A 26,431-nucleotide genomic window follows, 5' to 3' on the forward strand; every position below is an offset into this window, starting at 1 on the left:
CTTTTGTTATAATGCGCGAATTCCGTCCCGGGCAGGCATCGCCGCCACGCCCATTCCCTACCGCTCGGTTCCGATGACAGCCTTCGCCAAAGAAATCATTCCGGTCAACCTCGAAGACGAGATGAAGCAGTCCTACCTGGATTACGCCATGAGCGTGATCGTAGGACGCGCCCTGCCGGATGCCCGCGACGGTCTCAAACCGGTGCACCGGCGCGTGCTTTACGCAATGCACGAACTCGGCAACGACTGGAACAAACCCTACAAGAAATCGGCCCGCGTGGTCGGCGACGTGATCGGTAAATACCATCCGCATGGTGACACGGCGGTGTACGACACCATCGTGCGGATGGCCCAGCCGTTCTCGCTCCGCTACATGCTGATCGATGGACAGGGCAACTTCGGCTCGGTCGATGGCGACCCGCCGGCGGCCATGCGTTACACCGAAGTCCGCATGGCACGCATCGCCCACGACCTCCTGGCCGACCTGGACAAGGAAACCGTCGACTTCGTCCCCAACTACGACGACTCGGAACGGGAACCGTCGGTTCTCCCGACACGGATTCCCAACCTGCTGGTCAACGGTTCGGCCGGTATCGCAGTCGGGATGGCCACCAACATTCCGCCACACAATCTCAGAGAAGTCGTCGACGCCTGTCTGGCGCTGATCGAGAATCCGGAAGCCGGCGTTCAGGATTTGATGGCCTTCGTGCCCGGCCCGGACTTTCCCACGGCGGGCATCATCAACGGTGCCGCCGGCATCCGTGAAGCCTATCTCACCGGCCGCGGCCGCATCTACCTGCGCGCCCGCTGCCAGTTCGAGGGCGAGGAGGGTGGCCGCCAGAGCATCATCGTCAACGAGCTGCCGTACCAAGTAAACAAGGCACGGCTGCTGGAGAAGATCGCCGAACTGGTCAAGGAAGGCAAACTCGAAGGCATCTCCGCCCTGCGCGACGAGTCCGACAAGGACGGCATGCGCATGGTGATCGAACTGCGCCGGGGCGAGGCGCCCGAGGTGGTGCTGAACAATCTGTATCAGCAGACCCAGATGCAGAGCGTATTCGGTATCAACATGGTGGCGCTGCTGAACGGCCGTCCGCGCCTCATGAACCTGCGCGACCTGATCGCCGCATTCATCGACCACCGCCGCGAGGTGGTGACGCGGCGCACGCTGCACGAACTGCGCAAGGCCAGAGAGCGGGCGCATGTGTTGGAAGGTCTGGCGGTGGCTCTGGCCAACATCGATGAAGTCATCGAACTGATCAAGAGCTCGCCGAGTCCAGCCGAAGCCAAGGAGCGCCTGGTTTCGCGCGCCTGGCGGCCCGGCGTCGTCACCGAACTGCTGGAACGAGCGGATGCTGCGGAAGCCTCCCGCCCGCGCGATCTGGACCCGGTCTACGGGTTGCGCGAGGGCGCGTATCGCCTTTCGCCGATCCAGGCACAGGCGATCCTGGACCTGCGCCTGCATCGCCTCACCGGTCTGGAGCAGGACAAGATCATCGCTGAATACCGGGCGCTGTTGGAGCAGATCGCCGATCTGCTGGACATCCTGGCCAAGGACACCCGTCTGATGCAGGTGATCCGCGATGAGCTGGTCGCCATCCGCGAACAATTCGGCGATCCCCGCCGCACCGAGATCATCGCCGACCGTCTCGACCTCTCGGCCGAGGATCTCATCACCGAGGAAGACATGGTGGTGACGGTCTCGCACGAAGGCTACGTCAAGGCCCAGCCGCTGTCGGATTACCGGGCCCAGCGCCGTGGCGGCCGCGGCAAGCAGGCGGCCGCCACGAAGGAAGAGGATTACATCGAAAAGCTGGTCGTGGCCAACACCCATGACACCATCTTGTGCTTCAGCAGCAGCGGTAAAGTCTACTGGCTCAAGGTATACGAACTCCCGGTGGCCAGCCGCACCGCTCGCGGCCGACCCTTCGTCAACCTGCTGCCGCTGGAGGAAGGTGAACGCATCAACGCCATCCTGCCGATCCGGGAGTTCGACGAAGCCCATTTCATCTTCATGGCCACAGCCTCAGGCACGGTCAAGAAAGTCGCGCTCAGTGAGTTCGAGCGCCCCCGGCCCAGCGGCAAGATCGCCATCGAGCTGCGCGACGATGACCGCCTGGTCGACGTGGCGATCACCAATGGCGAACAGGACGTGATGCTGTTCAGCAGCGACGGCAAGGTAGTGTGTTTCCACGAGACGGATGTCCGTGCCATGGGCCGTACCGCCGCCGGGGTGCGCGGCATGACTTTGCAGGAAGGGCGGAAAGTCATTGCCCTGATCATCGCCAGCGAAGGGACCGTGCTCAACATCACCGAAAACGGCTACGGCAAGCGCACGCGCCTGGAGGAGTTTCCCCGTCACCGGCGGGGCGGGCAGGGGGTCATCGCCATCCAGACCAGCGCCCGCAATGGCGCGGTCGTCGGCGCAGCTCTGGTCGAGGACGAGGACGAGATCATGCTGATCACCGACGCCGGCACCCTGGTGCGGACGCGGGTCAGTGAAATCTCCGTGCTCAGCCGCAACACCCAAGGGGTCACCGTCATCCGCTTGAATCCCGGCGAAAAGGTCGTCGGCATGGATCGCATCGGCAGCCTGCCCGGTGGCGAAGAGGACGAGCCGGACAACGGTTCCGGCGATTCCGTGGAAACCCTGTAAATCCGGGCCGGCCATGGCGATCGATGAAATCTTTCGGGTGTCCAGGAACGGCGTGGAACCGGCGCCGAAGCTCCGGCAGGGGTTTTCGAACGGCCCTGCACGTCTGCAAATACCGGGAACCTGTCCATGACACGCATCTACAACTTCAGTGCCGGCCCTTCGATGCTGCCGGAAGCGGTGCTGCGCCGCGCCGGGGAAGAAATCCTCGAGTGGGGCGAGAGCGGGATGTCCGTGATGGAGATGAGCCATCGCGGCAAGCATTTCGGCGCCATCGCTGAAAAGACGGAGGCTGATCTGCGTGAACTGCTCGCCATTCCACCGGAATACAAGGTACTGTTCCTGCAGGGCGGCGCCACCGCCCAGTTCGCCATGGTACCGATGAACCTGCTGCGGGACAGGACCTCGGCCTGCTACGTCGATACCGGTATCTGGTCGGGAAAAGCGATCGAGGAGGCCAGCCGTTACTGCCAGGTCATGGTCGCGGCCACCGCCAGGGCGGGCGGTTTCACCACCGTGCCGGCGCGCGACGAATGGCGGATCGACCCCGAAGCGGCCTATCTCCATTACACCGCCAACGAGACGATCAACGGCGTGGAATTTCAGGACGTCCCGGATTCCGGCGGGTTGCCCCTGGTGTGCGACATGTCGTCCAACATCCTGTCCCGGCCGGTCGACGTGGAGCGGTTCGGGCTGATCTATGCGGGGGCCCAGAAGAACATGGGACCGGCGGGTATCACCGTGGTCATCGTCCGGGAAGACCTGATCGGCAAGACCATCCCGGGCACGCCCACGGTGTTCGATTACAGGAAGCATGCGGACAACGGCTCGATGCTGAACACGCCGCCGACCTACATCTGGTACCTCGTCGGGCTGGTGCTGGAATGGCTCAAGCGGGAAGGCGGAGTGGCGGCCATGAATGCCCGCAACATCCGCAAGGCCGAGAAGCTCTACGCCGCCATCGACGCTTCGTCCTTCTATTCCAATCCGATCGATCCTGCGTTCCGCTCGCGCATGAACGTACCGTTCCGTCTCGCCGATGCCAGTCTGGAAAAGACCTTCGCCGCCGAAGCCGCGGCACAGGGGCTGGAGGCGCTCGAAGGCCACCGTTCCGTCGGCGGCTTGCGCGCCAGCATCTACAACGCCATGCCGGAGGCCGGGGTGGACGCGCTCATCGCCTTCATGGCGGACTTCGAACGCCGGTATGGCTAGGGGAATACCGTGTACGCGGTGCTGACCTACGACCGTATCGCGATGGCCGAGTTGGAGCGCTTGCCACGGGATCCTTACGAGGTCGCTTCGGGGATCCAGCATCCGGACGCCATCCTGCTGCGCTCCTTCGACCTGCAAGGTGTTGCCATTCCGGAATCGGTCCGCTGCGGCTACCACCCCCATCACATCGGAATCGCCAACGGAAACGGCCCCGACATGGTGAGCGGCTCGGCAGCCTTGGGGGAGGCGAACCCGAACGTCCCCGGATCGGTTGACAAGTCGCAGGGCGGATACGCCTATACGCTCATCGACCTGAACGCGGAGGTTCCACCGGCCGTTCCGGACAGGACCGCGAACATCCGCAGGGTGCCGTCCATCCATCGGTCATCCGCCCACTGAACTCAAGACGGAAACTTTTCCAGGAAAGCATGGCGAACGATCCTTCTCTCGCGGAACTGCGCAAGCGCATCGACGAACTCGACGACCGGGTGCTGGAACTGCTCAACCAGCGGGCGAGGTGTGCCCAGCGGGTGGCCGACATCAAGGTGGCGGCGGGCGAGACCGACTGCTTCTACCGTCCCGAACGGGAAGCGGAAATCCTGCAGCGGCTGACAGCGAACAATCCCGGCCCGCTCGGCCGAGAGGCCGTGGTCCGCTTTTTCCGCGAAGTGATGTCGGAATGCCTGGCCCTCGAAAAGCCGCTGAGCGTCGCCTTCCTCGGACCGGAAGGAACCTTCACCCAGCAGGCGGCCTACAGGCATTTCGGCCACGCCATCCAGGCCGTCCCGATGCCGGCCATCGACGAAATCTTCCGGGCTGTGGAGAGCGGTGCCTGTCATTACGGTGTGGTGCCGGTCGAGAATTCGACTGAAGGCGTCATCACCCACACCCTGGATAGCTTCGTGCGCTTCAGCCTGATCATCGCCGGGGAGGTGCAGCTGCGCATCCACCACAACCTGCTGTGCAGGACACCGACCGCGCTGACCGAGCTGACCGAAGTGTTCTCCCATCCGCAGTCGCTGGCGCAATGCCGGGGCTGGCTGGACCGTTTTCTGCCGGGTGTACGCCGCACCCCCCTCGGCAGCAACGCCGAAGCCGCCCGGCGGGCGGCGGAAACCGCCGGTACGGCGGCGATCGCCGGCGAAGTGGCGGCGGGACTCTATGGCCTGGAGATCCTGAACCGCAACATCGAGGACGAACCCGACAATACCACCCGGTTCCTGGTCATCGGCGGGCAGCCGGTGGGACCGACCGGCCACGACAAAACTTCGCTGTTGCTGTCCACCCGCAATGACCCGGGTGCGCTTTTCCGCCTCATCGAGCCTTTCGCGCGCCTGGGGATCAGCATGACCAAGATCGAATCGCGGCCTTCGCGGCGCGGCATGTGGGACTACTTTTTTTTCATCGACGTGGAAGGGCATCAGGCCGATCCCGCCCTGGCGCAGGCCCTCGCCGAGGTGAGGGAACACTGCTGCATGATGCGTATCCTCGGTTCCTATCCACGCGCACTGAGCTGACACTTTCGCCATGAGCATCACCACTCTCGCCGTCCCCGGCGTTCGCGGACTCACCCCTTATCAGCCCGGCAAACCCATCGGCGAGCTGGAACGGGAGTTCGCTCTGAAGCGCATCGTCAAGCTGGCCTCCAACGAGAATCCCCTCGGCGCGAGCCCCAAGGTGCTGGAAGTCGTGCGGCGGATACTCGGGGGCACTCACCTTTATCCCGACGGCAGCGGCTTCGAACTGAAGGCGGCACTGGCTGAAAAACTCGGCGTCGAGCCGGCGCAGATCGTCCTCGGCAATGGATCCAATGATGTGCTCGATCTGGTGGCGAGGGTGTTCCTCACAGCCGGACGCAATGCGGTGTATTCCGAATATGCCTTCGCCGTGTATCCGATTGCGACCCAGACCGCAGGAGCGACGGGAAAAACGGCCCCGGCCCATGACGGCAGCCGGGGTCCACGCTTCGGCCATGATCTGGAGACCATGTTGGAGCGGGTCGATCCCGATACCCGCGTGGTCTTCATCGCCAATCCGAACAATCCGACCGGGACGCTGCTCGGCCGGGGAGAGCTGTATTCGTTTCTGGCGGCGCTGCCCGAGCATGTCATTGCAGTCGTGGACGAGGCCTATTTCGAGTACGCACGGTGCCCCGACCATCCGGACGCCTTGGAGTGGCTGGGGGAGTTTCCCGGCCTGATCGTCACCCGCACGTTCTCCAAGGCCTACGGACTGGCGGGCCTTAGGGTCGGATATGCGGTTACCGGGGTGGAGATCGCCGACCTGCTGAACCGTGCCAGGCAGCCGTTCAACGTCAACACCCTGGGACTGGCCGCCGCGGCCGCCGCCCTGGAAGATACCGGCTTCCTGGAAGCCACGGTACAGGCGAACGACGCCGGCCGGAGCCAGCTGGAAGCCGGTTTCCGAGAGCGGGGCTTCGATTTCATCCCTTCCGCCGGCAATTTCGTCAGCTTCGACCTGGGGAGGCCGGCCACTCCGGTTTTCGACGCGCTGCTACGCGAAGGCGTCATCGTGCGGCCATTGGGAAATTACGGCCTGCCGAACCATCTCCGGGTGTCGGTCGGCACCGCAGAAGAAATCGACCTCTTCTTCGCCGCCCTGGACCGCGTGCTGGTTCCATGATCCGGCGCTTCTGCATCATCGGCGTCGGCCTGATCGGCGGTTCGGCCGCCCTGCGCGCCCGCGGGTTTTGTGGTGAAATCGTCGGCGTCGATGCCGATCCGGCCAACCTCGACCGTGCAGAAGCGCTGGGAGTCGTCGACCGCGGCCGTGTCGATCCGGAGCAGGGCGTGGAAGGGGCCGATTTCGTGCTCATCGCTACCCCCGTCGGTACCATCGAGCCCTTGTTCCGAAGACTGCGGCCGGTATGGCGACCGGAGTGCGTCTACACCGATGCGGGCAGCACCAAAGGCAGCGTGGTAGATGCGGCCCGGCGCGTGTTCGGCAAGGTGCCAAGCAATTTCATCCCCGGCCATCCAATCGCCGGCGCCGAGCGCAGCGGTGTGGAGGCCGCCGATGCCAGCCTGTTCGAAGGCAAGCGCGTCATCCTGACGCCCCTGCCGGACAGCGCACCCGACGCGCTGGCACGGGTGGGAGAGTTCTGGACGTATCTGGGCGCGAAGGTGGAGCGAATGGAAGCAGAACGCCATGACGAAGTGCTGGCGGCGACCAGCCATCTACCCCATGTGCTGGCGTTCACACTCGCGCGAATGCTGGGCCGCAAGGATGAGCAGGCGGAAATTTTCCGCTACGCCGCCGGCGGTTTTCGCGACTTCACCCGTATCGCCTCCAGCGATCCGAGGATGTGGCTGGACATCTGCCGGGCCAACCGGGAGCCTCTGCTGGAGCTCTTGGCCGAATACGAGGCGGCGCTGCGCGAGGTGGCAGGACTGATTCGCAACGACGACGCCGGCCGTCTCTACGCCTGTTTCAGCGAAGCCAGGTCCGCCCGCGAAAAATTTCTACAGCTGACGGAAAACAATCATGCATGACAAAGACGTGGTATTCACCGCCAGGCCCGGTGGACGGATGCAGGGCGACATCCGGGTACCGGGCGACAAGTCCATCTCCCACCGGTCGGTGATGCTGGGCTCGCTCGCCGAGGGCGTGACTGAGGTGAGTGGCTTCCTCCAGGCTGAGGACTGTTTGGCGACCATGGCGGCGTTCCGGGCCATGGGCGTCGAAATCGAAGGCCCGACGGAGGGCCGGCTGCGGATCCACGGCGTCGGCCTGCACGGCCTGAAGCCACCTGCCGCGCCCCTGGATCTCGGCAATTCCGGGACGTCGATGCGCCTCTTGAGCGGACTGCTGGCGGGCCAGACATTCGATGTGACACTGACCGGCGATTCGTCGCTGGTACGTCGGCCCATGCGCAGGGTCACCGAACCGTTGCGGGCCATGGGCGCGCGGATCGACACCACCGAAGCCGGCACCGCGCCGCTGCACATCGCCGGCGGAAGCCGCCTCAAAGGGATCGACTATGCGATGCCGGTCGCCAGCGCCCAGGTGAAATCCTGTCTGCTGCTGGCGGGCCTCTACGCGGAAGGGAAGACCTGTGTCACCGAGCCGGCGCCGACCCGCGACCACACCGAACGCATGCTGGCGGGTTTCGGCTATCCGGTGGCGCGGGATGGCAACCGCGTATGCATCCAATCCGGCGGCAAGCTTTCCGCGACCCGTATCGACGTGCCGGCGGACATTTCCTCGGCGGCGTTCTTCATGATAGGCGCGGCGATCAGCCCCGGGTCCGACGTGTTCCTCCGCCATGTCGGGATCAATCCGACCCGGACCGGCGTCATCGAAATCCTGCGCGAAATGGGCGCCGACATCGAGATACTCGATCCGCGCGAAGTCGGCGGCGAACCGGTGGCGGACCTCCGCATCCGTTACCGGGAACTGCGCGGCATCCGCATTCCCGAACATACCGTGCCGCTGGCCATCGACGAATTCCCGGCCCTGTTCATCGCCGCAGCCTGCGCCACAGGCGAAACGGTGCTGACCGGGGCCGAGGAGCTGCGGGTCAAGGAAAGCGACCGTATCCAGGCCATGGCCGACGGCCTGACCACGCTGGGCATCGATGCCCGCCCGACCCCCGATGGCATGGTCATCCGGGGCGGGAGTTTCCGCGGCGGCGCAGTCGATTCGCGCGGCGATCATCGCGTCGCCATGTCATTCTCGATCGCGGCATTGCGCGCTCCCATCCCCATCGAGATTCACGACTGCGCCAACGTGGCGACATCTTTTCCCAATTTCGTCGAACTGGCGCGGACCCTGGGTTTGGACATCGAGGTCAGCTGAACCGGCATGCAGGACACCATTCCCGTACTCACCATCGACGGCCCCAGCGGCGCCGGCAAGGGCACTGCGGCCCGTGCGGTCGCCGCCCGGCTCGGTTGGAATTTTTTGGACAGCGGTGCGATCTATCGGGCGCTGGCAGTCGCGGCCGTGGACCGGGGCGTCTCCCGGGAGGACGAGTCGGCGCTGGCGGCGCTCGCGGCATCGCTGGATCTCGTGTTCGGAGCGGATTCGACGGCGCGCATCCTGTTATGGGACGCCGACATTAGCGGACGTATCGTCACCGAGGAATGCGGCAATCTGGCCTCGAAGCTGGCGGCGTTTCCGGCGGTGCGGCAGGCATTGCTGGACAAACAGCGCGGCTTCCGCCGGCCCCCGGGGCTGGTGGCGGACGGCCGCGACATGGGGACGGTGGTTTTCCCGGACGCCCCTTACAAGGTCTTTCTCACCGCGAGCGCGGAGGTTCGCGCCCGCCGGCGCTATAACCAGTTGAAAGAAAAAGGCATGGATGTTAGCCTAGCGCACTTGACCGAAGAGATCGAGGAACGCGACCGGCGCGACCGGGAGCGGCAGATCGCGCCGCTTCGAGCGGCGGCGGATGCCGTCGTGATCGATTCATCGGACCTGAGCGTCGATGAAGTGATCCAGGTTTGCCTCTCCGTGGTGCAATCGCACTGAAATCCTGAGGCCAATACAGTACAGGGTGTGTTCCGCCGCGCGGCGAGCGGACACGATCGTCAACCAACTCTATCAACATTCGTCCGATTTCATACCTCGGACGCTGGAATCATCGATCATGGGCGAAAGCTTTGCAGAACTGTTTGAAGAAAGTCTGGCGAAAGCCGAGATGCGCGCGGGCAGCATCATCACCGGCACCGTCGTCGACATCGGCACCGATGCGGTCGTCGTCAACGCCGGACTGAAATCCGAAGGCGTCATTCCGAAGTGGCAATTCCTCAATGCCGACGGCCAGCTGGAAGTCCAGGTGGGCGATCAGGTCGAGGTCGCTTTGGATATGGTGGAGGACGGCCTCGGCGCGACCCTGCTGTCCCGCGACAAGGCGAAAAAGCTCAAGGCATGGGAAGACCTGGAGAAAGCTTTCGAGAACAACGAGACCGTTGTCGGCCGTATCGTCGGCAAGGTCCGCGGTGGCTTTACCGTGGCCATCGGCGCCCTACGGGCGTTTCTGCCCGGCTCCCTGGTCGACGTGCGTCCCGTGCGCGACACCGCTTTCCTGGAAGGAAGGGACCTGGAGTTCAAGGTCATCAAGATCGATCAGAAGCGTAACAACGTGGTGCTGTCGCGCCGTGCCGTGGTCGAATCCGAGTTCAGCGCCGAGAAGGAAGCGCTGATGGAAAGCCTCAAGGAAGGCGCCATCGTCACCGGCGTGGTCAAGAATCTCACCGATTATGGCGCATTCATCGACCTGGGCGGAATCGACGGCCTGCTCCACATCACCGACATGGCCTGGAAGCGCGTGCGTCACCCGTCCGAAGCCGTCCAGATCGGCCAGGAGCTGCAGGTCAAAGTGCTCAAGTACGATCAGGAAAAGAACCGCGTGTCACTGGGCCTCAAACAGCTCGGTGAAGACCCCTGGGTCAACATCGCCCGCCGCTATCCCGCTGGCACCCGCTTGTTCGGCAAGGTCAGCAACCTCACCGATTACGGCTGCTTCGTCGAACTGGAAGAGGGCGTCGAGGGTCTGGTCCACGTCTCGGAAATGGACTGGACCAACAAGAACGTCAATCCGGCCAAGGTCGTCCAGCTCGGTGAGGAAGTCGAGGTCATGGTCCTGGACATCGACGAGGAACGCCGCCGCATCTCCTTGGGCATGAAGCAGTGCAGACAGAATCCCTGGGACGAGTTCGCTGCGACCCATAAGAAGGGCGAGAAGATCCGGGGCACGATCAAATCGATCACCGATTTCGGTATCTTCATCGGCCTCGACGGCAACATCGACGGCTTGGTGCATCTGTCCGACATTTCCTGGTCGGTGCCCGGCGAGGAAGCCATCCGCCAGTTCAAGAAAGGCGACGAGCTGGAGACCGTCATCCTGGCGATCGATCCGGAACGCGAGCGCATCTCGCTGGGCATCAAGCAGCTCGAACAGGATCCATTCCAGAACTTCCTGGCGGCTCACGACAAAGGTTCGATCGTACGCGGCGTGGTAAAAGAGGTGGATGCCAAAGGCGCGGTCATCACTCTGGCGGACAACGTGGAAGGCTATCTGCGCGCCTCCGAAATCCAGCGCGACCGGGTCGAAGACGCGCGGGCACTGCTGAACGTGGGTGACGAAATCGAAGCCAAATTCATCGGTGTCGACAAGAAAACCAAGTCGATCTCCCTGTCGATCAAGTCCAAGGATCAGGATGAGGAAGCGGCGGCGATCAAGGACTACTCGCAGCAGGTGTCCGGCACCCCGACCCTCGGCGACATTTTCAAGGAACAGATGGAAAACCGCTGATCGTTTACGGTTTTCCCCGGAGGAGGGGGTCGTAAGACCCCTTCCGGTCCGCTTTTTGGAACCTGGAGATCGACATGACTAAATCGGAATTGATCGAATCCTTGGCCGGAAAGTATCCGCATCTGTCCCCCCGGGACATCGAACATGCGATCAAGGAGATGATCGGCTGCATGAGTGAGGCGCTGGCCGGAGGCGAGCGCATCGAAATCAGGGGGTTCGGCAGTTTTTCCCTGCACCATCGTCCCCCCCGGGTCGGCAGGAATCCCAAGACCGGCGAGTCCGTTCATCTGCCATCCAGGCGCGTTCCCCATTTCAAACCCGGTAAGGAGTTGCGCGACCGGGTCAATTCGATCAAGGACTAAGGACTTCTCGGCGGCAACAAATCGCCTCGCCCTCCTCGGACGAATGGTGGAGGCACCGAATGTCGGACGTCCCGATGCTTGAACTGCTGACCCTGTTGCTGCCGGTGGCTGCCGCTTCCGGCTGGTATGCAGCGGCCAGACACCACGGACGAAACCTGTCGGCTGGACTGAATGACGGTCTCCAGCGGGCCTATCAGACCCCCACCGACACGGCCATCGGAGCCAGAGCCGATGAGGCGTTTCATCTGCTCAGACAGATCGCTGATTCCAGCGCCAAGACCCTGGAGTTGCAACTGGCCCTCGGCGGCCTGCTGCGGAGGAGTGGAGAGCTTTCCAAGGCGATCGAACTGCACGAACGCCTCCATTCCCAACCCCAGATGTCGGACGAACAGCTGCACGCCATTCGTTTCGAACTGGGCATGGATTATCTGAGCGCCGGGCTGCTGGATCGGGCCGAAACCGTCTTCGCGGGCCTGACCGCGACTGCTTCCCACGGCAAGGCATCGCTCCAGCAAATGCTGGCGATCTACCAGAGCGAAAAGGATTGGGTGAGGGCGGCCGAATGCGCCCGGTCACTCAAGAAGTTCGACGCCGGCCAGCGCAACGCCACGTTAGCCCATCTCCTGTGCGAGCAGGCCGAATCGGCGATCGCCCGGGGAGAAACAGTCGCGGCCCATGCGCATCTTCAGCAGGCCCTGGCCGAAGATCCGCGCTGCGTCCGGGCGACCCTCCTGAAATCAAGGCTCGCTCTGCAACGACAGCAATGGGCGGAAGCGGGTACCCTGCTACGGTCGGTGGAATTCCAAAATCCCGCCTTTCTGCCGGAGGTCATAGGGCAGTTGCGGCTCTGCCATGCCAGTCTTCGGGACATGGACGGGTATTTGACCTATCTCGACTATGTCTATCAGCGTTATCGTACAGAAGCGGCCGCCCTACTTCTGGCCGACGAACTGGCGCAACGGGAAGGGGCGCCCGCGGCGGCGAGCTATCTGACGGGTCTTCTGTCCGAGCGGTCGAGCCTGAACCTGATCCGCCGCACGCTGCATTATGCCGGAGCAGCCACCTGCATCGACGGTGATTGCCTGTCGATCCTGCGGCGCTGCCTGACCGCCCTCGACGGCCTAGCGTCCAGGCATCCCGGTTACGGTTGCGTACAGTGCGGCTATGAATGCCGTGAGCTGCATTGGCACTGTCCCACCTGCCGCGCCTGGGAAACCATCCAGCCGGCCGATCCGGGTGTCGGTTTCAGCGGTAAGACCCCAGCGACAACCCCATCTTGACGGACATGCCGGCACCGATCCCGGCCTTCCAGCGCGCGTGGCCGGGACCGAAAAGGACGATCACGGTCGATCCCATGTTGAAGCGGCCGATTTCAGCACCGCGTTCGAATCGGAGGCCTTGCCCTGAGTAATCCCACCGCCTGATCGTCTTCGAGCGGGGCGGTGTGACCTCGCCGTGCCAGACGGTCTCAATGCTCGACACGAAAATCGCGCCAACCAGAATGACCGCCATCGGTCCCGCGGCGGTATCGAAATAACAGATCAGCCGTTCGTTTCGTGCAAAGAGATTCGGGACGTTTTCCGTCGTCGCGACGTTGACGCTGAACAGGGCGCCTGGCACATGCGTCATAGCTGCCAGGGTGCCTGCCACCGGCATATGGACACGGTGGTAATCACGGGGCGAAAGATAGACCGTGACAAAGCTACCGTTTTCGAATGCCTCTGTCCGGCTGCGATCACCGCCAAGCAGTTCGGCCAGTTCGAAGCAGCGTCCTTTGGCCTGGAACAACCGTGTACCCTCGATGGCACCGAGCTGGCTGATCATACCGTCCGCCGGACAGGCGATGGCGTCGGGCTCGCTGCAGACCGATCGCACGCCGGGTTTCAGCGCACGTGTGAAAAAGGCGTTGAAGCACTCGAACGACTCCGGCGAACTGCAGACGGACTCCGCGAGATCGACCCGATAGAACCTGCAGAAGGCACGGATCAGAGCGTTCTTGAACCAGGGCTGGCGAATGCGGACCGCCCAGTGCACGAACCGTGAAAGGCCGTGTTGAGGCAGCAGATATTGGATGCTGGCAAACAGCTTGAACGGCAAGGCGGCCATGATCATTCGTTGATATGAGCGCGGACGAAGCGATGATTTTCGTCAAGAAACAGTGTGATGTCGGCACGTGCGGGCATTTCCGCCAGCATATGCCGGGTGAGCCGTTCGTAATGCATGATGAAACGCCGCAGCGCCGCCTCATCCATCAGACGATGGCTCGAGGAGCCGTTGCCCCGGACCGCTGCCGCCAGCTTACGCTCTTGCAGGCCTCGCCACCGGTATACGCATTCCAGATCGGGGACCTTCAGCATGATCAATCTGTCCAGTCGGTCGAACAGTTCGGCATAAGGGCCACCGAGCTGTTCGTTGACGTAGGTCCGCCAGCTACCGTCGGCATCCTCCCCAGACTCCAAGGCGTTGATCGGACGGACCAGATCCTCTCCGACCTGAGGAACGCAGCCGACACACCAGCCTTCGAAGATGACGACATCGACCGGAGCCGTGATTTGCGGCCAGGCCGACAGCGGGCGCCGGTCATCGACCGACTTGTCGAATGCCGGCAAAGCCACGGAGACTTCCGGCCCAATCTTCGTCAGTCGATCGAGCGTCTGCAATCCCAGCTCGACATCGTGAGTACCCGGAACGCCCCGTGTCATCAGCAGAGGGTGCACTTCCCGCGCCAACCTCTCCCTTTCAGATCTCGTCTTGTAGAGATCGTCGATGGAAAAACCGGCAACCTTGCACCCATAGCCCTCGCGCAGAATCAGCGCCAAGAAGTCGCATAGGGTCGACTTGCCGGAACCTTGCGCGCCGTTGACGCCAAGCACGAATGGGCCGTTGTCCCTGTGAGTAAGGACCCAGGCTGCCAGCGGCACATAGACTCTCGCCAAGGATTCGGCGAGAGTCAAAGGAATGCGCTGTGTGGCCATCGAGGCCAGGAAAGCCGGGCGGACCCGCTCCCAGACAGACCGGTAGACGTCCTCCGCCACTATCCGGGCGGGCCACAAAGGGAACGGATCGGCCGCCATTGCCGGCAATCAGGTCACCTTGTCTCGGGGGGGACGCCCTTCGAAAAACGCAGTGATGTTGTCGATGACGCGCATGCCCATCGCGATCCTCGTCTCCTCGGTGGCACTGCCCAGGTGGGGAAACAACACGACATTGTCGAGTTCGAGAAAACCCGGGTTCAGCCGGGGTTCGCCTTCGTAAACGTCCAGTCCCGCGCCCCGGATGCGCCGGTTCCGCAAGGCCTCGATCAGGGCTTCATTGTCCACCACGTCTCCGCGGGCCGTGTTGACGAGATAGGACTGCGGCTTCATCCGAGCCAGACGGTCCGCATTGATCAAATGCCGGTTTTCCTTGCTGCCGGGACAGTGGAGCGCGACGAAATCGGCGCGTTCCAGTACCTCTTCCAGGGTGCCGCATTGCTCGGCGCCCAGGGCATCGATCAAATCCTGCGGCGGCGGAAAAGGATCGTAAAAGATGACGGGCATGTCGAATCCGAAATGGGCCTTTTTCGCCATGGCGCGGGCGATCCGACCGAATCCGACGAGTCCCAGGATCTTGCCGGTCACCTTGGTACCGAGCATGTGGGTGGGGCGCCATCCCGTCCAGCGGCCGCTTCGGACTTCCCGTTCTCCTTCTCCACCCCGACGGGCGACCGCGAGCATGAGCAGCATGGCGATATCGGCGGTACAGTCCGTCAGCACGTCGGGAGTATTGGTGACGGCGATGCCGCGCTGCCGGGCGGTATCGAGATCGATATGGTTGAAGCCCACCCCGAAATTGCCGAGGATCTTGCAGCGCAGTGGCTCTACAGCCAGCACATCCGCATCGATGGCATCGGTCACCGTAGGCAGAACCGCATCGTAATCGCGCAGGGCCGCCTTCAACTCGTCCCTGCTCATGGGATGGTCGTCGGCGTTGAAGACGACGTCGAACGACTCCCGGAGTCTACTTTCACAAGATTCCGGCCAGCGTCGCGTCACCAGTACTTTGGGTTTGCTCATGGCGGCTCCAGACAAAGGGGAGGGCGCGCCCGCCGGCGCGCCCGTTGGAATCGTGCCTCGCCGCAACCATCAGTCTCCGGCGAGGTCCGGCGGATCAGACTCGGGGCTGGATTACCGGAGCGGTTTCGCGCCAATGGGCGCTGGCCGCCGCGATGCCGCTGCCCGGCGTCAAGGGAATACCCACGTCCAGCATGGCCATTTCCGAACCCACGATGGCGCTGGCCAGGCTCAATTCGTTGAGATCCCCCAAGTGACCGATGCGGAATACTTTCCCCGAGACTTCACTCAGCCCCGCACCCAGCGACAGGTTATAGCGGAAATAAGCCGTGTGGATCACGTCGCGCGCATCGAACTCCGGTGGTACGACGACGGCCGACACGGTGTTCGAATACCATTTCGGATCCTGGGCGCAGAGCTGGAGCCCCCAGGCAGCCACCGCCCGGCGGACACCCTCGGCCAAGCGGGCATGGCGGGCGTAAACGTTCTCCAGCCCCTCCTCGAGCAGCAGTTCCAGCGACTTGCGCAGACCATACAGCAGCGGGATCGATGGGGTATACGGGAAAAAACCGCCAGCGTTGTGAAGGATGTGATCGTTGATGTCCAGGAATGCGCGCTTGCACTTAGCGGACTCCCGCGCCTTCAGTGCCTTCTGGCTGAAGCCCAGCAGAGCCAGACCGGCCGGCAGCATGAAGCCTTTCTGGGAGCCGGCCACGCCGATATCGATGCCCCATTCGTCCATGCGGAAATCCAGAGAACCGATGGAACTCACGCCATCGACATAGAACAGGGCAGGGTGGCCGGCCGCATCGATGGCCTTGCGTACGGCCGGAAGGTCGTTGGTCACACCGGTTGCAGTCTCATTGTGGCAGATCAGCACCGCCTTGATTTCATGAGCGGTGTCGGCTTTCAGGCGCGCCTCCAGTCTGTCCAGCGGCACCCCCTGACCCCACGGCACCTCCTCGTACTCCACTTCGAGGCCCAGACGTCTGGCCAGGTCGATCCACAGATGACTGAATTGTCCAAAACGATAGGACAACACTTTGTCGCCGGGAGAGAGCGTATTCGAGAGAGCAATTTCCCAACCCGCGGTTCCCGTGGCCGGAAAGATGAAGCACTGCCCTGCTTCCGTCCGGAATACCTTTTTCAGATTCTCCAGCAGCGGGGTCACGAGGGCAGGGAAGTCCGGTCGCCGATGGTCCTCCATCGGTACGTGCATCGCGCTGAGAACGGCATCCGGAATGTTCGTCGGACCAGGAACGTAAAGATGGTTGCGACCAGGCATCAAATTCACCTTGTGTTATAGGATCGAGATATTGCTCTTAAATATTCGTAGAGGTACGGATGGGAACGGGACGAGCCTCGACATGGAAAACCGCCGCCAGCCGGGCTCATCCCCTCAGGAAGGACGGCAATCATGCCACAGCGGCCGGACATTCTTCAATCATGAGGCGCTCTTGACACGCACGTCACCGAAATTGATAATGCGCGCCTTCACCCCGGGCGCGCTTGTCGGCGTGTCCATTCCGACGGTGGCGTAGCTCAGTTGGTCAGAGCGAGGGATTCATAACCCCTAGGTCGGCGGTTCAATTCCGCCCGCCACCACCATCCCCAGCCTCGCCAAGATCCAAAGACCCTGCAAGCGCCAAGGCTTCGCGGGCTATTCTCTTCCTGTCTGTCAAAGGCGACCCATCGCTTTTTGCGATTTAACATAATATACATTATGCGCACATATGGAGCGGCTCGCGGCTACGTCAGACCGACCGGAGACCCGGATCCTCCGCATTCGTAAAACGAAAAAACCGCATCGCCGCCGGCATCGACCGGAGATGCTTCCTGGTCTCTCCGCATGCGCGTCAAAGCTTGACCCAAAGCCGAACCGCGCCATCGTCCTCAAATGGCCCGCCTTCGACACCTGTCGTCTGCGGACGGGAGTCTGGTACTCTCTGTCACCTCTTTGGTCTTCTCGGTTCCCGATTTCTGGCACGCCCCCTTGGGCCCAGCGGCAGCGCCGGGGCTTGCCTTACACTCACCAACATTCATCTCGGCATGCTCGAATATATATTGACATACCATCGCGGCCTTTTCGCTACGCTGTTCCTGTTGCCCATATCAGTCATTTACGGCGCCTACGTAACTCTGAGAAACCGCATCATTTTTCTCTGTCATAGTGCACCCGCCAGACATGATGAAAAAGTCAGACGAGTGATCAGACAGATCGATCTATGGAAAGAGCAAGGATGCAAAGAAAAATTATGCACGGGTCGTTCGGGATGGAAAAGCATGAGCGAGCTCATCCCAATATATAAATATTCCCACAGAAAAATCCATATTGATTTATATGATATTCTGGAAATCGACGTGAGCCGGCGTGTCGTGAGAGTCGAACCTCTGGTCACGATGGGGCAGTTATCCTCCACCTTGAAGATCGAGGGATGGATGCTTCCCGTGGTTCCCGAGCTGAATGACTTGACGGTGGGCGGACTGATCATGGGGTTCGGCGTCGAAACCAGCAGCCATAGATACGGTCTATTTCAACATATATGCGAATCTTTCGAGATCATAACGTCAGAAGGAACTTTGGTTACCTGCAGTCGCAGCGAGAATCCAGAGCTGTTTCATCAAATTCCATGGAGCCATGGCACACTCGGTTTTCTTGTGGCCGCAGAACTCCAAATAATACCCGCAAAAAAATATGTACGATTGCATTATCAGCCCGTATCTTCTTTGAACGAAATGGCGAAGCTGTTCGAGTCCGAGGCCAGGAACACCGATAACGATTTCGTGGAAGGGATCGTATACAACAGGGACGCAGCCGTCATCATGTGCGGCAGACTGATGGACGCAGCAGGACACGACGGCCCTGTCAACCCCATAAACCGGTGGTATAAACCCTGGTTCTTCAAGCACGTGGAGAATCGCCTCCGGCCGAACTCGAACAACGTCGAATACATTCCTTTGGAGGATTACTTTCACAGGCATACAAGAAGCTATTTCTGGATGATGAAAGACATCATCCCCTTCGGCAACCATCCGCTGTTTCGGGTTCTGCTGGGCTGGGCGATGCCGCCACGTATCGAACTTCTGAAGTATACGGAAACTGAAACCACCAGAGAGCTCAGGGAGCGTCATCAGATGATTCAGGATATGCTGATGCCCATACGATATCTCAGTAAATCAATCGAGTATTTCGACGAGCATACTGGACTCTATCCTCTCTGGCTATCACCCATGTCGATCCGGCGGAACAGTGAGGATATCGGGTTTGTCCGTCCCTTCTGCGACGAAAACGGCGTCGAGGATGAGCTGTTCGTGGATATCGGCGCTTACGGCACTCTTAAAAAGAAAGACAGAGATGCCAGGGATGTGCTCGGCTTGCTCGAACAATTCGTCCTGCAGCATCACGGATATCAGGCGTTATATGCGAAAACGGCTTTGAGCCGCACCGATTTCCGTCGAATGTTCAATCATGGCAGCTATGATCGTCTGCGCGAAAAATTACCGTTATGCAAGCTGGCATTCGACGAGGTATACGACAAAGTATCGACTGCGGGCCGGGCATCCCCCGTTGAAGTCCGTCGGATGAAGAAAAAGCATTAAGCGTTGCCCCTAGGATACAGAACTTGCCACGGAGGGGTGTTTGAGGCAGAATTCGAATCTCATGAGATAGGGATCAAGCATTTCTGGCTTAATTCATTGAAGCTATGCCCGATCGATTATACCCAATCGCCCCTCTCGGTGTCGGACACAAGGGGCGGTCTGCGTTATTGCGAAGAGCGACGCGACTGATTGGCACGCTGACTTTTCCGCCGCTCCTGGCAGCCTGCGCTCACACCCTGCCGCCTGCCGGCCAGCATTCGGTGTCGCATCGCGATGTCGAATCGCCGCCGGAAAAACCGGTCGACCCGGCTTATCTTCGATTGCCTTCGGACTTGGCGCTACTGCAGGACCGGCTCGCGAGCCGCCTGTGGGACGGGGATCTGCCGGTGGGAGAAGATTCCGAAACGGCCAGGGTTCCGGCGACCAAGAGACGGAAACCCAGGGCAGCACCCGGTCTGCGTCTGGCCAGAGCGGCTTCCGGCTCACCGGGGGAAGAAGGCCTGTGGCAGCATATCAGGCAAAAGCTGGTTCTGAGCGACATTCGACATGAAGCGGTCGATGCCGAAATCGAAGCCTTCAGGCACAATCCGGCCCATCTCGATGCGCTAGCAAGGCGGGGAGAGCCTTTTCTGCATTATCTGGCAAGCGAAATCGAGCGCAAAGGGCTGCCCATGGACGTGCTCGTCGTCCCCATGGTCGAAAGTGCGTTCGATCCCTTGGCAGCCTCCCCCCGCGACGCCGTCGGCCTGTGGCAGATCGTGCGGGGCACTGGCGAAGAACACGGACTCACCGTGGACGAAAACTATGATGGCCGTTACGACATACATGCGTCGACGTCCGCGGCTCTGTCGTACCTGAAACATCTCGGCACCGTTTTCAACGGCGACTGGCTGCTGGCCTTGGCCGCCTATAATGCCGGCGAGGGAGCGGTGCAACGGGCGGTCGCTGCCAGCCTCAAGGCCGGCCGGGGTGGCAGCTTCTGGACGCTCGATCTACCGGCCGAAACCCGGGCCTACGTGCCTCGGATACTGGCCTTATCCCGCATCATAGCCCATCCGGAAGGCTACGGCCTGAAGCTCAGGAAAATCCGGGACCGGCCCTACCTGACGAGGGTGGAGGTCGATTCGAAGGTCCGTGTGGCCGAGGTCGTCGCTAGCTCGGGACTCCCCGAACAGGAATTTTTCAGGATGAATCCTGCCCTCAAACCCGGCGTGCAACCGCCCAAACGCCGGTATGACGTCCTGCTGCCGGTCGAGAGCGCCGCGGCGCTGGCCTCGATCCTCGACGGCGGAAAACCTACGGCGGCCAGGAAAAGGGGCGGAAGACGTGGCACCACGCTGTCGGCTCTCGGCCGGCAGTCCGGGCACGGCTAGCGACTCAGCGCGGCGCCAGAGGACTTTCCGGAAAGCTGATTCCCTCCCAACCATATTTCATGAAAGTCCGGATGTTGCGATGATCGTCGCCGTCCGGACGACCGAGCACGTCCTCCCAGTAATAGTCGCCGAACAATGCGAGGGTTTCGGTGACCGACAGCCTGTGCAGCCGGGCGAAACCGAAAATCTTGCATGAACCCGAGTTGGTACCGGCCGGATTGATCACGACATCATCCCCCCGTCCGTTGCGAAATTCGGTCGGAGTAAAATGATAAGCCGAGTCGATTGCTTCGACGGTGTCTGTGAAGGCGATGCGGTCGCCTTGCCGTATCCGGGCAATGAGTTCTTCTGGGGTCATGGTCGGTCGATCGATACTAGGAGTGGTTCGAGTTTCTCGAATACGCTTTTCATGAGGAGGGGTTGCGCCTCGGCGTTTGGATGGAGGCCATCAGACTGTAGCAGATGTTCGTCCCCTGCGACCCCGTCGAGAAAAAATGGCAAGAGTCGAACCTGTTTCTCCTCGGCGAGTTCCTGATACACCCGTTCGAAGGCCTCCGCATAGCGGCCGCCGTAATTCGGCGGGAGCTTCATGCCCAGAAGCAGGACCTGCGCCCCGGCCGATCTCGCCTGATCGATCATGGCGCCGAGGTTGGCTTTCAACGCCGCCGGAGGCAGGCCGCGTAGGCCATCGTTGGCGCCGAGCTCAAGGATCACGATCCGGGGATGGTGCGCTGCCAGCGCTGCAGGCAGGCGGGCCAGTCCGCCGCCGCTGGTATCGCCGGGAATACTGGCGTTGACCACGGTGATGTTTCGAGGCTGCAGTCTTTGCTGCAACAATGCGACCCACCCTTGGCCGCTGTCCGAGAGGCCATAGCCGGCACTGAGGCTGTCGCCCACGACGAGCAAAGAATCGGCCGCCGCTGAATCCGCCGAAAGGGGAGTTATCGAGATGAAGCCAGACACGATGGACAAGAACAGCAACGATGCCGGACCGGAGGGCAGGCGCGCTTTGATCATGGCGAGACAGGTGGACAAGTGGGTCGTAAGCGCCGGTGAAAGACTGGATATCTTGACAGGTGTGGACCTGGCGATCAAACCGGGTGAGAGCGTCGGGATCGTCGGAACCTCCGGCTCCGGCAAGTCGACTCTGCTCGGTCTGCTCGCCGGCCTCGACCGGCCGTCTGCGGGCGAGATCGAGCTTGCCGGCTGCCGCCTTTCGCAACTGGACGAAGATGGTTTGGCACGGCTGAGGGCGCGGCACGTCGGTTTCGTGTTCCAGTCGTTCCAGCTTCTGCCCAGCTTCACCGCCCTGGAAAATGTTATGCTGCCGCTGGAACTCGGCGGTCGTCTCGACGAAGCCCGGGACCGCGCCCGGGGGCTCTTGGCCCGGGTCGGCCTCCAGCATCGCCTGGGACATTATCCCCGCCAGCTCTCCGGCGGGGAGCAGCAGCGAGTGGCCCTTGCGCGCGCCTTCGTCACGGTGCCGGACATCCTCTTCGCCGACGAGCCGACCGGAAATCTCGACGACCGTACCAGCCAGACCATCATCGATATGCTGTTCGACCTCAACCGCGAGCATCGCACCACGCTGGTCCTGGTGACGCACGATGCCCGTCTCGCTTCGCGTTGTGATCGCCTGCTCCGGCTGGAGGCCGGGCGGATGCTCGAGTCATGAGGGCCGCCTACGGTTTCCGCCTGGCCTGGCGGCTCGCCAGGCGTGACTGGCGGGGTGGCGAACTCGGTGTGCTGCTCGCCGCACTCCTGATCGCCGTGGCCGCCACCGCAGCGACCCAGTTGTTCAGCGATCGCCTGGCCCGCACCATGGTCGATCATGCGGCGGAATTCATCGCTGGTGACCTGACGCTGGCAAGCCATCGCCAGATCCCTCCGGAGTGGCTCGAGCAAGCGGCGAGCCTGGGCCTGAAGCACGCGGCCAGCGTGGAATTCCCCAGCGTGCTCATGGAGAACGAGCAGATTCTGCTGGGAGGGATCAAGGCCGTGAGTCCCGCCTACCCCTTACGCGGGGAAGTCCGCACCCGAGCTGCGGGAGCGGTGGACGAAAGGCCGGCGGGTGGCATTCCGCAACCGGGCACCGTCTGGGTCGAATCCCGGGTGCTGACTACCCTCGGCCTCACGCTCGGCGCTTCACTCACGGTCGGCAGCGCACAATTCCGCGTCGAGCGGCTCCTCACCCACGAACCGGACCGGCGCGGGGACCTTTACAGCCTCTCGCCGCGTGTGATCATGAACCTCGGCGATCTGCCGGCCACTCGGGTCATTCAGCCCGGCAGCCGGGTGCACTACTACGACATGTTCGCCGGGAAGGACACCGCCGTACGCCGTTTCAAAGCCTGGCTCCGGCCCCGGCTGCAGCGAGGCGAGCGGCTGCTGGACGTGCATGAGGACCGCCCCGAAGTCGGAACGGCATTGAACCGCGCCGAACGTTATCTCGGCATGACCGGCGTGATGATCGTGTTGATCGCCGGTGTGGCGATCGGTATGAGCGCTCGGCGTTATACCGAGCGCCATTCCGACACGACCGCCCTGCTCAAATGCATGGGGGCGACGAAGAACGACATCCTGGCGATCCACATCTGCGTCCTGATGATGGTGGGACTCCCCGGCGCCCTTCTCGGCAGCGCCCTCGGTTATCTGGTCCAGGCCGCTATCGCCCGCTCGGTCGCAGGGCTCCTGCCCCATGACCTGGCCCAGCCGGGGCTGGAAAGTTTGCTGACGGCACCACTGATCGGAATGGTCATCCTCGTGGGTTTTGCCGTCCCGCCTCTGCCGGAGCTGATGCGCGTGCCGCCGCTGAGAGTCTTGCGGCGCGACCTCGGACCCACCCCGCCCAGCGTCTGGTTGGGTCTCGGCATTGCCATCGTGACCTTGGCGGCCCTGCTTCTGCGCCCCGCGCGTGATCCCGCACTGGTGGGGTTCGTCCTCATGGGAGGCGCGGCGACACTGGCGGGTTTCGGTTTTTGCCTCGACGGTCTTCTGCGATTGCTGCCGACGCTGCTGCGCCGGCGTCCTCTGGTCTGGCGTCTCGGCCTGCACTCCCTGCTGCGCCGTCGCCGTCTCGCCTCGGTTCAGATCATGGGGTTCGGGCTGGCCATGGCCGCCATGCTGATCAGCCACGTCGTACAGAACGAGCTCGTGTCCGAGTGGAAACGGCAGTCACCGGACAATGTGCCCAACTTTTTCGCACTCAATCTGCAGGAGACCGAACTGGACCGGTTCCGGCAAATGCTCGAGGCCGAATCGATCGAAAGCAGCGGGATCTACCCCATCGTTCGAGGGCGTCTGGTCAGCGTGGACGGGATCGATGCACACGAGCTCGCGCCGAAGGACTCCCATGCCGAAGCGGCCCTCGAGCGGGACCTCAGCCTGACCTGGAGCGAGGGGCTGCCGGCCGGCAACCGTATCGTCCGTGGCCATTGGTGGTCGGGTGTGCCTCTACGGGTATCGGTGGAAGAGAAGCTCGCCGCAGAACTGGGCATCCGGATCGGTTCGCAGCTTACGTTCGATGTGGCCGGCACGCCGGTGTCCGCGACGGTCGAAAGCATACGCAGCGTCCGCTGGGACGCCCTGACTCCGAACTTTTACATGATCTTCTCCCCTCGCAGCCTGCAGGACCAGCCACGCACTTATCTGACCAGCTTTCATGTTCCTTCGGGACGGAGCACCGTGCTCAGTAACCTGGTCAAGGCATTCCCAGGGATCACTCTGCTGGATGTCGATGCCTTGCTGAAACAGTTTCAATCGATCCTGCAGCAGGTGACGCTGGCGGTCCAGGTCGTTCTGGGATTCGCGGTGGTCGCCGGTTTCACGGTCCTATTCGGGGCGGTGCACGCCACGGCGGAGGAGCGGCTGCGGGAGGATGCGCTGTTACGGGCCCTCGGCGCGGACACACCGCTTTTGAAGAGGAGTCAGTGGATCGAGTTTGCAGTCCTGGGGTTTCTTGCCGGCATCCTTGCCGCCGCCTCCACCGAACTGGTCGGTGCCGTGGCATTTTCCAGAGTGATGAATCTGGCGCCACAGGCACACCCTTGGCTCTGGCTGGCCGCACCCTGCCTGGGCGCGATCACTGTGGGGATGGCGGGACGATGGAGCGTCCGCCGGGTCGTCGCGGTGAGTCCCAACGACGTTCTGCGTGACCTGTCCTGAAACGAAGAAGCATCCGCGGCAGCAGCGATGGGGGGCAACCCGCTGCCCTCCCCATCGCCGGCGTCACTCAATTCGCAGACACGTTGACCTTGGAAGTCCAGCCGCTCTTGCCTTCGCAGGCACCGTCCAGAATCTTGAGTTTCACGAACGGCAAAGCGCCCACGATCGATTCCTCTTCCACCGTCGCCCGGGTGCCCGATTTCACCACGCAGACTTTCTGCTCGTCGTTTTCCTCCTCCCCCGAGGCGACGTTCATCAGGCCGGGCGCCGCGGTCAGCTGGGAGTCGCCCACGTTGGGATTGGACACCACCACCGTCTGACCGACCTGGACCGCGGTCTTCACCTGGACCTCTCCGCTCCCGCCGCCGCCCATGGCCAGGGCGAGCAGGATCACGACAGCGACCCCACCGATCACGTACAGTATTTTCGGATTGGACTTGAGCGTATCTAAAATGTTTGCTTTGGCGGGTCCTTCGCTATTGTTTTCGTTAGACATTCGTTATTACCTCCTCGTTGGGATCAAGTCTCCCCTTCCCAGGGTACGCGCACGTTACCATGTTGCCCCATCTTCGAACAAGGAGGAGGCTCGGGCAGGGATTCGAAGGCCGACGGCGTCTCCTGTACACTGTGGCGCATGACGAGAAAACATCCGCGATCGGCAGGTTTCGCATGAGTCACAAGCATCCTGTCGAAGCGGTCGAATCCCTGGTGATGGCGGACCGGTACGGCCGCCCGGCGGGCTTGCGCCGCGGCTTCGAACATCCGGGCGATGAGGCGGATGGTCGGGCGCCAGGCGACTTCGATGCCGCCAGACCGGATCGGCTCGCCCGTCTGCTCCGAGCAGCGGCCGCCTATGCCGCAGGGGGTGGCCATCCAATGCAGGCATCGCCGGAGCGTGGGGATGCCGAAATACCCGAATCGATCCGCCGGCTGCGTCAGCCTTGATCCAGATCGTCCTCCTGCTCCTGGTCCTGCTGCTCGTCCTGCCCCCACTGGCGGCCTTTTTGCGCGCCCTGCGTCCCCGCCTGGCGAAAGAAATGCGGCGGATTGCACCATGGCTCGTTCTGTTGCTGTTTGCGGGACTGGCGGCTACCGGACGGCTTGGCTGGGTCGTGCCGCTCGCAGGTGCGTTGCTGGCGGCCTTGCTGCGACTGCTGCCCGGGCTGATTCCCCTGCTGCCCGTCCTGCAGCGGCTGTGGCGCCGGAAAACCTTCGGCGCCGCGGGAGAGTCCGTCGTGGAAACGCGGTTCCTCCGGCTGCGCCTGGACCGCAGCAGCGGGGAAATCCGAGGTGAAGTGCTCGCCGGGCGACAGGCCGGTCGTCGGCTCTGTGAGCTGAGTCTCGCGGATCTGCGGGAGCTCCATGCCGAACTGCTGCAGGCCGATGGCGAATCGGCCCGCCTGCTGGGAGTCTACCTGGACCGCGTGATCGGAACCGGCTGGCGGGCCCGCGCTGGAGCCGATGACACGGCCACCGGTTCGTCGCAATCGGGTCGGATGAGCCGGGCCGAGGCCTTGGCGATCCTGGGATTGAAAGAGGGTGCACCGCGCGAGGCCGTCGTCGAAGCCCACCGGCGGTTGATGCAGAAGCTGCACCCGGACCGGGGCGGATCGGATTATCTCGCGGCCAAGATCAATCAGGCGAAGGACGTGCTGCTGCGCGAAAGCCGCTGACTGCACTCAAACGCGTTAAAATCCCCGAGGAACGAAGTCCGCATCTCCCCGACCACCTCACCG

At 62.4% G+C, this 26,431-nt stretch carries 24 protein-coding genes and 1 tRNA gene; 18 read left to right on the forward strand and 7 right to left on the reverse strand.

The features are described 5' to 3' along the window. The first annotated feature begins 73 nt into the window (after positions 1 to 73). The 11 genes from gyrA (at position 74) to lapB (ending at position 12,786) form a co-directional block, all read left to right on the forward strand. On the forward strand, positions 74 to 2,656 hold the full coding sequence (gene gyrA, locus H156_RS0113210) for a DNA gyrase subunit A (RefSeq protein WP_017364280.1): 2,583 nt from the start codon (positions 74 to 76) through the stop codon (positions 2,654 to 2,656). 126 nt (positions 2,657 to 2,782) lie between these two features. Then, complete coding sequence (gene serC, locus H156_RS0113215; protein ID WP_017364281.1) at positions 2,783 to 3,865, forward strand: 3-phosphoserine/phosphohydroxythreonine transaminase; 1,083 nt, start codon at positions 2,783 to 2,785, stop codon at positions 3,863 to 3,865. Between the two features lie 9 nt (positions 3,866 to 3,874). Continuing rightward, entirely contained in the window at positions 3,875 to 4,264 is a 390-nt protein-coding gene (locus H156_RS0113220) for an ACT domain-containing protein (RefSeq protein ID WP_017364282.1), read from the forward strand. Between the two features lie 29 nt (positions 4,265 to 4,293). Further along, positions 4,294 to 5,382, forward strand: a complete 1,089-nt coding sequence (gene pheA, locus H156_RS0113225) for a prephenate dehydratase (protein ID WP_026597624.1) — start codon at positions 4,294 to 4,296, stop codon at positions 5,380 to 5,382. Between the two features lie 10 nt (positions 5,383 to 5,392). Beyond that, on the forward strand, positions 5,393 to 6,508 hold the full coding sequence (gene hisC, locus H156_RS0113230; RefSeq protein ID WP_017364628.1) for a histidinol-phosphate transaminase: 1,116 nt from the start codon (positions 5,393 to 5,395) through the stop codon (positions 6,506 to 6,508). After that, the gene (locus H156_RS0113235) at positions 6,505 to 7,377 is read left to right on the forward strand and encodes a prephenate dehydrogenase (RefSeq protein WP_017364627.1); all 873 of its coding nucleotides are present in this window, start codon (positions 6,505 to 6,507) and stop codon (positions 7,375 to 7,377) included. The genes hisC and H156_RS0113235 overlap by 4 nt, the downstream gene beginning before the upstream one ends. Next, positions 7,370 to 8,683: a 3-phosphoshikimate 1-carboxyvinyltransferase gene (gene aroA, locus H156_RS0113240; protein ID WP_017364626.1), complete on the forward strand. Its 1,314-nt coding sequence runs from the start codon at positions 7,370 to 7,372 to the stop codon at positions 8,681 to 8,683. The genes H156_RS0113235 and aroA overlap by 8 nt, the downstream gene beginning before the upstream one ends. Positions 8,684 to 8,689: 6 nt before the next feature. After that, positions 8,690 to 9,358, forward strand: a complete 669-nt coding sequence (gene cmk / locus H156_RS0113245; protein WP_010960690.1) for a (d)CMP kinase — start codon at positions 8,690 to 8,692, stop codon at positions 9,356 to 9,358. Between the two features lie 118 nt (positions 9,359 to 9,476). Next, on the forward strand, positions 9,477 to 11,144 hold the full coding sequence (gene rpsA, locus H156_RS0113250; RefSeq protein ID WP_010960689.1) for a 30S ribosomal protein S1: 1,668 nt from the start codon (positions 9,477 to 9,479) through the stop codon (positions 11,142 to 11,144). Positions 11,145 to 11,218: 74 nt separating this feature from the next. Further along, positions 11,219 to 11,506 carry an integration host factor subunit beta gene (locus H156_RS0113255; RefSeq protein ID WP_010960688.1) on the forward strand — a complete coding sequence of 96 codons (288 nt, stop codon included), beginning with the start codon at positions 11,219 to 11,221 and terminating at the stop codon, positions 11,504 to 11,506. A gap of 74 nt (positions 11,507 to 11,580) precedes the next feature. Next, positions 11,581 to 12,786 carry a lipopolysaccharide assembly protein LapB gene (gene lapB / locus H156_RS0113260; RefSeq protein WP_154656730.1) on the forward strand — a complete coding sequence of 402 codons (1,206 nt, stop codon included), beginning with the start codon at positions 11,581 to 11,583 and terminating at the stop codon, positions 12,784 to 12,786. Here lapB and asd read toward each other — a convergent pair. From asd to H156_RS0113280, 4 genes are all read right to left on the reverse strand, one after another. Then, entirely contained in the window at positions 12,752 to 13,618 is an 867-nt protein-coding gene (asd, locus tag H156_RS0113265; protein WP_017364624.1) for an archaetidylserine decarboxylase, read from the reverse strand. The genes lapB and asd overlap by 35 nt on opposite strands. Next, on the reverse strand, positions 13,615 to 14,580 hold the full coding sequence (locus tag H156_RS0113270; RefSeq protein ID WP_017364623.1) for a hypothetical protein: 966 nt from the start codon (positions 14,578 to 14,580) through the stop codon (positions 13,615 to 13,617). The genes asd and H156_RS0113270 overlap by 4 nt, the downstream gene beginning before the upstream one ends. Positions 14,581 to 14,589: 9 nt before the next feature. Continuing rightward, the gene (locus H156_RS0113275; protein WP_017364622.1) at positions 14,590 to 15,561 is read right to left on the reverse strand and encodes a 2-hydroxyacid dehydrogenase; all 972 of its coding nucleotides are present in this window, start codon (positions 15,559 to 15,561) and stop codon (positions 14,590 to 14,592) included. A gap of 94 nt (positions 15,562 to 15,655) precedes the next feature. Further along, the gene (locus tag H156_RS0113280; RefSeq protein WP_010960683.1) at positions 15,656 to 16,843 is read right to left on the reverse strand and encodes an aminotransferase class V-fold PLP-dependent enzyme; all 1,188 of its coding nucleotides are present in this window, start codon (positions 16,841 to 16,843) and stop codon (positions 15,656 to 15,658) included. 246 nt (positions 16,844 to 17,089) lie between these two features. Between H156_RS0113280 and H156_RS0113285 the strand changes: the two genes are divergently transcribed. The 3 genes from H156_RS0113285 to H156_RS0113295 all read left to right on the forward strand — a co-directional run bounded on the left by H156_RS0113285 (position 17,090) and on the right by H156_RS0113295 (position 20,531). Further along, a tRNA-Met gene (locus H156_RS0113285) sits at positions 17,090 to 17,166 on the forward strand. A gap of 675 nt (positions 17,167 to 17,841) precedes the next feature. Next, a complete protein-coding gene (locus H156_RS0113290; RefSeq protein WP_238536812.1) occupies positions 17,842 to 19,158 on the forward strand; it encodes an FAD-binding protein in 1,317 nt (438 codons plus the stop codon). A gap of 167 nt (positions 19,159 to 19,325) precedes the next feature. After that, positions 19,326 to 20,531: a transglycosylase SLT domain-containing protein gene (locus tag H156_RS0113295; protein ID WP_017364619.1), complete on the forward strand. Its 1,206-nt coding sequence runs from the start codon at positions 19,326 to 19,328 to the stop codon at positions 20,529 to 20,531. A gap of 4 nt (positions 20,532 to 20,535) precedes the next feature. Here the strand turns inward: H156_RS0113295 and H156_RS0113300 are convergent, their stop codons facing one another. Together H156_RS0113300 and H156_RS0113305 are read right to left on the reverse strand one after the other, a co-directional pair. Next, positions 20,536 to 20,889, reverse strand: coding sequence for a HopJ type III effector protein (locus tag H156_RS0113300; RefSeq protein ID WP_017364618.1), 354 nt, complete (start codon positions 20,887 to 20,889; stop codon positions 20,536 to 20,538). After that, positions 20,886 to 21,428: an arylesterase gene (locus H156_RS0113305; protein WP_306440744.1), complete on the reverse strand. Its 543-nt coding sequence runs from the start codon at positions 21,426 to 21,428 to the stop codon at positions 20,886 to 20,888. The genes H156_RS0113300 and H156_RS0113305 overlap by 4 nt, the downstream gene beginning before the upstream one ends. Before the next feature lie 118 nt (positions 21,429 to 21,546). Here H156_RS0113305 and H156_RS0113310 point away from each other — a divergent pair, with 118 nt between their 5' ends. Then, on the forward strand, positions 21,547 to 22,206 hold the full coding sequence (locus tag H156_RS0113310; protein WP_010960677.1) for an ABC transporter ATP-binding protein: 660 nt from the start codon (positions 21,547 to 21,549) through the stop codon (positions 22,204 to 22,206). After that, a complete protein-coding gene (locus H156_RS0113315) occupies positions 22,203 to 24,695 on the forward strand; it encodes an ABC transporter permease (RefSeq protein ID WP_017364615.1) in 2,493 nt (830 codons plus the stop codon). Before H156_RS0113310 ends, H156_RS0113315 begins: the two co-directional genes overlap by 4 nt. A 67-nt stretch (positions 24,696 to 24,762) precedes the next feature. Here H156_RS0113315 and H156_RS0113320 read toward each other — a convergent pair whose 3' ends face one another. Next, on the reverse strand, positions 24,763 to 25,191 hold the full coding sequence (locus tag H156_RS0113320; protein ID WP_010960675.1) for a hypothetical protein: 429 nt from the start codon (positions 25,189 to 25,191) through the stop codon (positions 24,763 to 24,765). A gap of 173 nt (positions 25,192 to 25,364) precedes the next feature. Between H156_RS0113320 and H156_RS0113325 the strand changes: the two genes are divergently transcribed. Further along, positions 25,365 to 25,640, forward strand: a complete 276-nt coding sequence (locus tag H156_RS0113325) for a hypothetical protein (RefSeq protein ID WP_017364614.1) — start codon at positions 25,365 to 25,367, stop codon at positions 25,638 to 25,640. Next, the gene (locus H156_RS0113330; protein ID WP_017364613.1) at positions 25,637 to 26,368 is read left to right on the forward strand and encodes a J domain-containing protein; all 732 of its coding nucleotides are present in this window, start codon (positions 25,637 to 25,639) and stop codon (positions 26,366 to 26,368) included. The genes H156_RS0113325 and H156_RS0113330 overlap by 4 nt, the downstream gene beginning before the upstream one ends. The last annotated feature ends 63 nt before the right edge of the window (positions 26,369 to 26,431 follow it).

The sequence above is a fragment of the Methylococcus capsulatus str. Texas = ATCC 19069 genome, from assembly GCF_000424685.1.
Lineage (GTDB): Bacteria > Pseudomonadota > Gammaproteobacteria > Methylococcales > Methylococcaceae > Methylococcus > Methylococcus capsulatus.

Coding starts and splice junctions, on each gene's coding strand:
- lapB (WP_154656730.1), top strand. CDS start 11,581: ATGCTTGAACTGCTGACCCTGTTGCTGCCGGTGGCTGCCGCTTCCGGC.
- H156_RS0113280 (WP_010960683.1), bottom strand. CDS start 16,843: ATGCCTGGTCGCAACCATCTTTACGTTCCTGGTCCGACGAACATTCCG.
- hisC (WP_017364628.1), top strand. CDS start 5,393: ATGAGCATCACCACTCTCGCCGTCCCCGGCGTTCGCGGACTCACCCCT.
- H156_RS0113290 (WP_238536812.1), top strand. CDS start 17,842: ATGAGCGAGCTCATCCCAATATATAAATATTCCCACAGAAAAATCCAT.
- H156_RS0113270 (WP_017364623.1), bottom strand. CDS start 14,580: ATGGCGGCCGATCCGTTCCCTTTGTGGCCCGCCCGGATAGTGGCGGAG.
- H156_RS0113315 (WP_017364615.1), top strand. CDS start 22,203: ATGAGGGCCGCCTACGGTTTCCGCCTGGCCTGGCGGCTCGCCAGGCGT.
- aroA (WP_017364626.1), top strand. CDS start 7,370: ATGCATGACAAAGACGTGGTATTCACCGCCAGGCCCGGTGGACGGATG.
- H156_RS0113320 (WP_010960675.1), bottom strand. CDS start 25,191: ATGTCTAACGAAAACAATAGCGAAGGACCCGCCAAAGCAAACATTTTA.
- H156_RS0113310 (WP_010960677.1), top strand. CDS start 21,547: ATGGCGAGACAGGTGGACAAGTGGGTCGTAAGCGCCGGTGAAAGACTG.
- H156_RS0113235 (WP_017364627.1), top strand. CDS start 6,505: ATGATCCGGCGCTTCTGCATCATCGGCGTCGGCCTGATCGGCGGTTCG.
- serC (WP_017364281.1), top strand. CDS start 2,783: ATGACACGCATCTACAACTTCAGTGCCGGCCCTTCGATGCTGCCGGAA.
- H156_RS0113275 (WP_017364622.1), bottom strand. CDS start 15,561: ATGAGCAAACCCAAAGTACTGGTGACGCGACGCTGGCCGGAATCTTGT.
- H156_RS0113255 (WP_010960688.1), top strand. CDS start 11,219: ATGACTAAATCGGAATTGATCGAATCCTTGGCCGGAAAGTATCCGCAT.
- asd (WP_017364624.1), bottom strand. CDS start 13,618: ATGATCATGGCCGCCTTGCCGTTCAAGCTGTTTGCCAGCATCCAATAT.
- H156_RS0113325 (WP_017364614.1), top strand. CDS start 25,365: ATGAGTCACAAGCATCCTGTCGAAGCGGTCGAATCCCTGGTGATGGCG.
- rpsA (WP_010960689.1), top strand. CDS start 9,477: ATGGGCGAAAGCTTTGCAGAACTGTTTGAAGAAAGTCTGGCGAAAGCC.
- H156_RS0113300 (WP_017364618.1), bottom strand. CDS start 20,889: ATGACCCCAGAAGAACTCATTGCCCGGATACGGCAAGGCGACCGCATC.
- gyrA (WP_017364280.1), top strand. CDS start 74: ATGACAGCCTTCGCCAAAGAAATCATTCCGGTCAACCTCGAAGACGAG.
- cmk (WP_010960690.1), top strand. CDS start 8,690: ATGCAGGACACCATTCCCGTACTCACCATCGACGGCCCCAGCGGCGCC.
- pheA (WP_026597624.1), top strand. CDS start 4,294: ATGGCGAACGATCCTTCTCTCGCGGAACTGCGCAAGCGCATCGACGAA.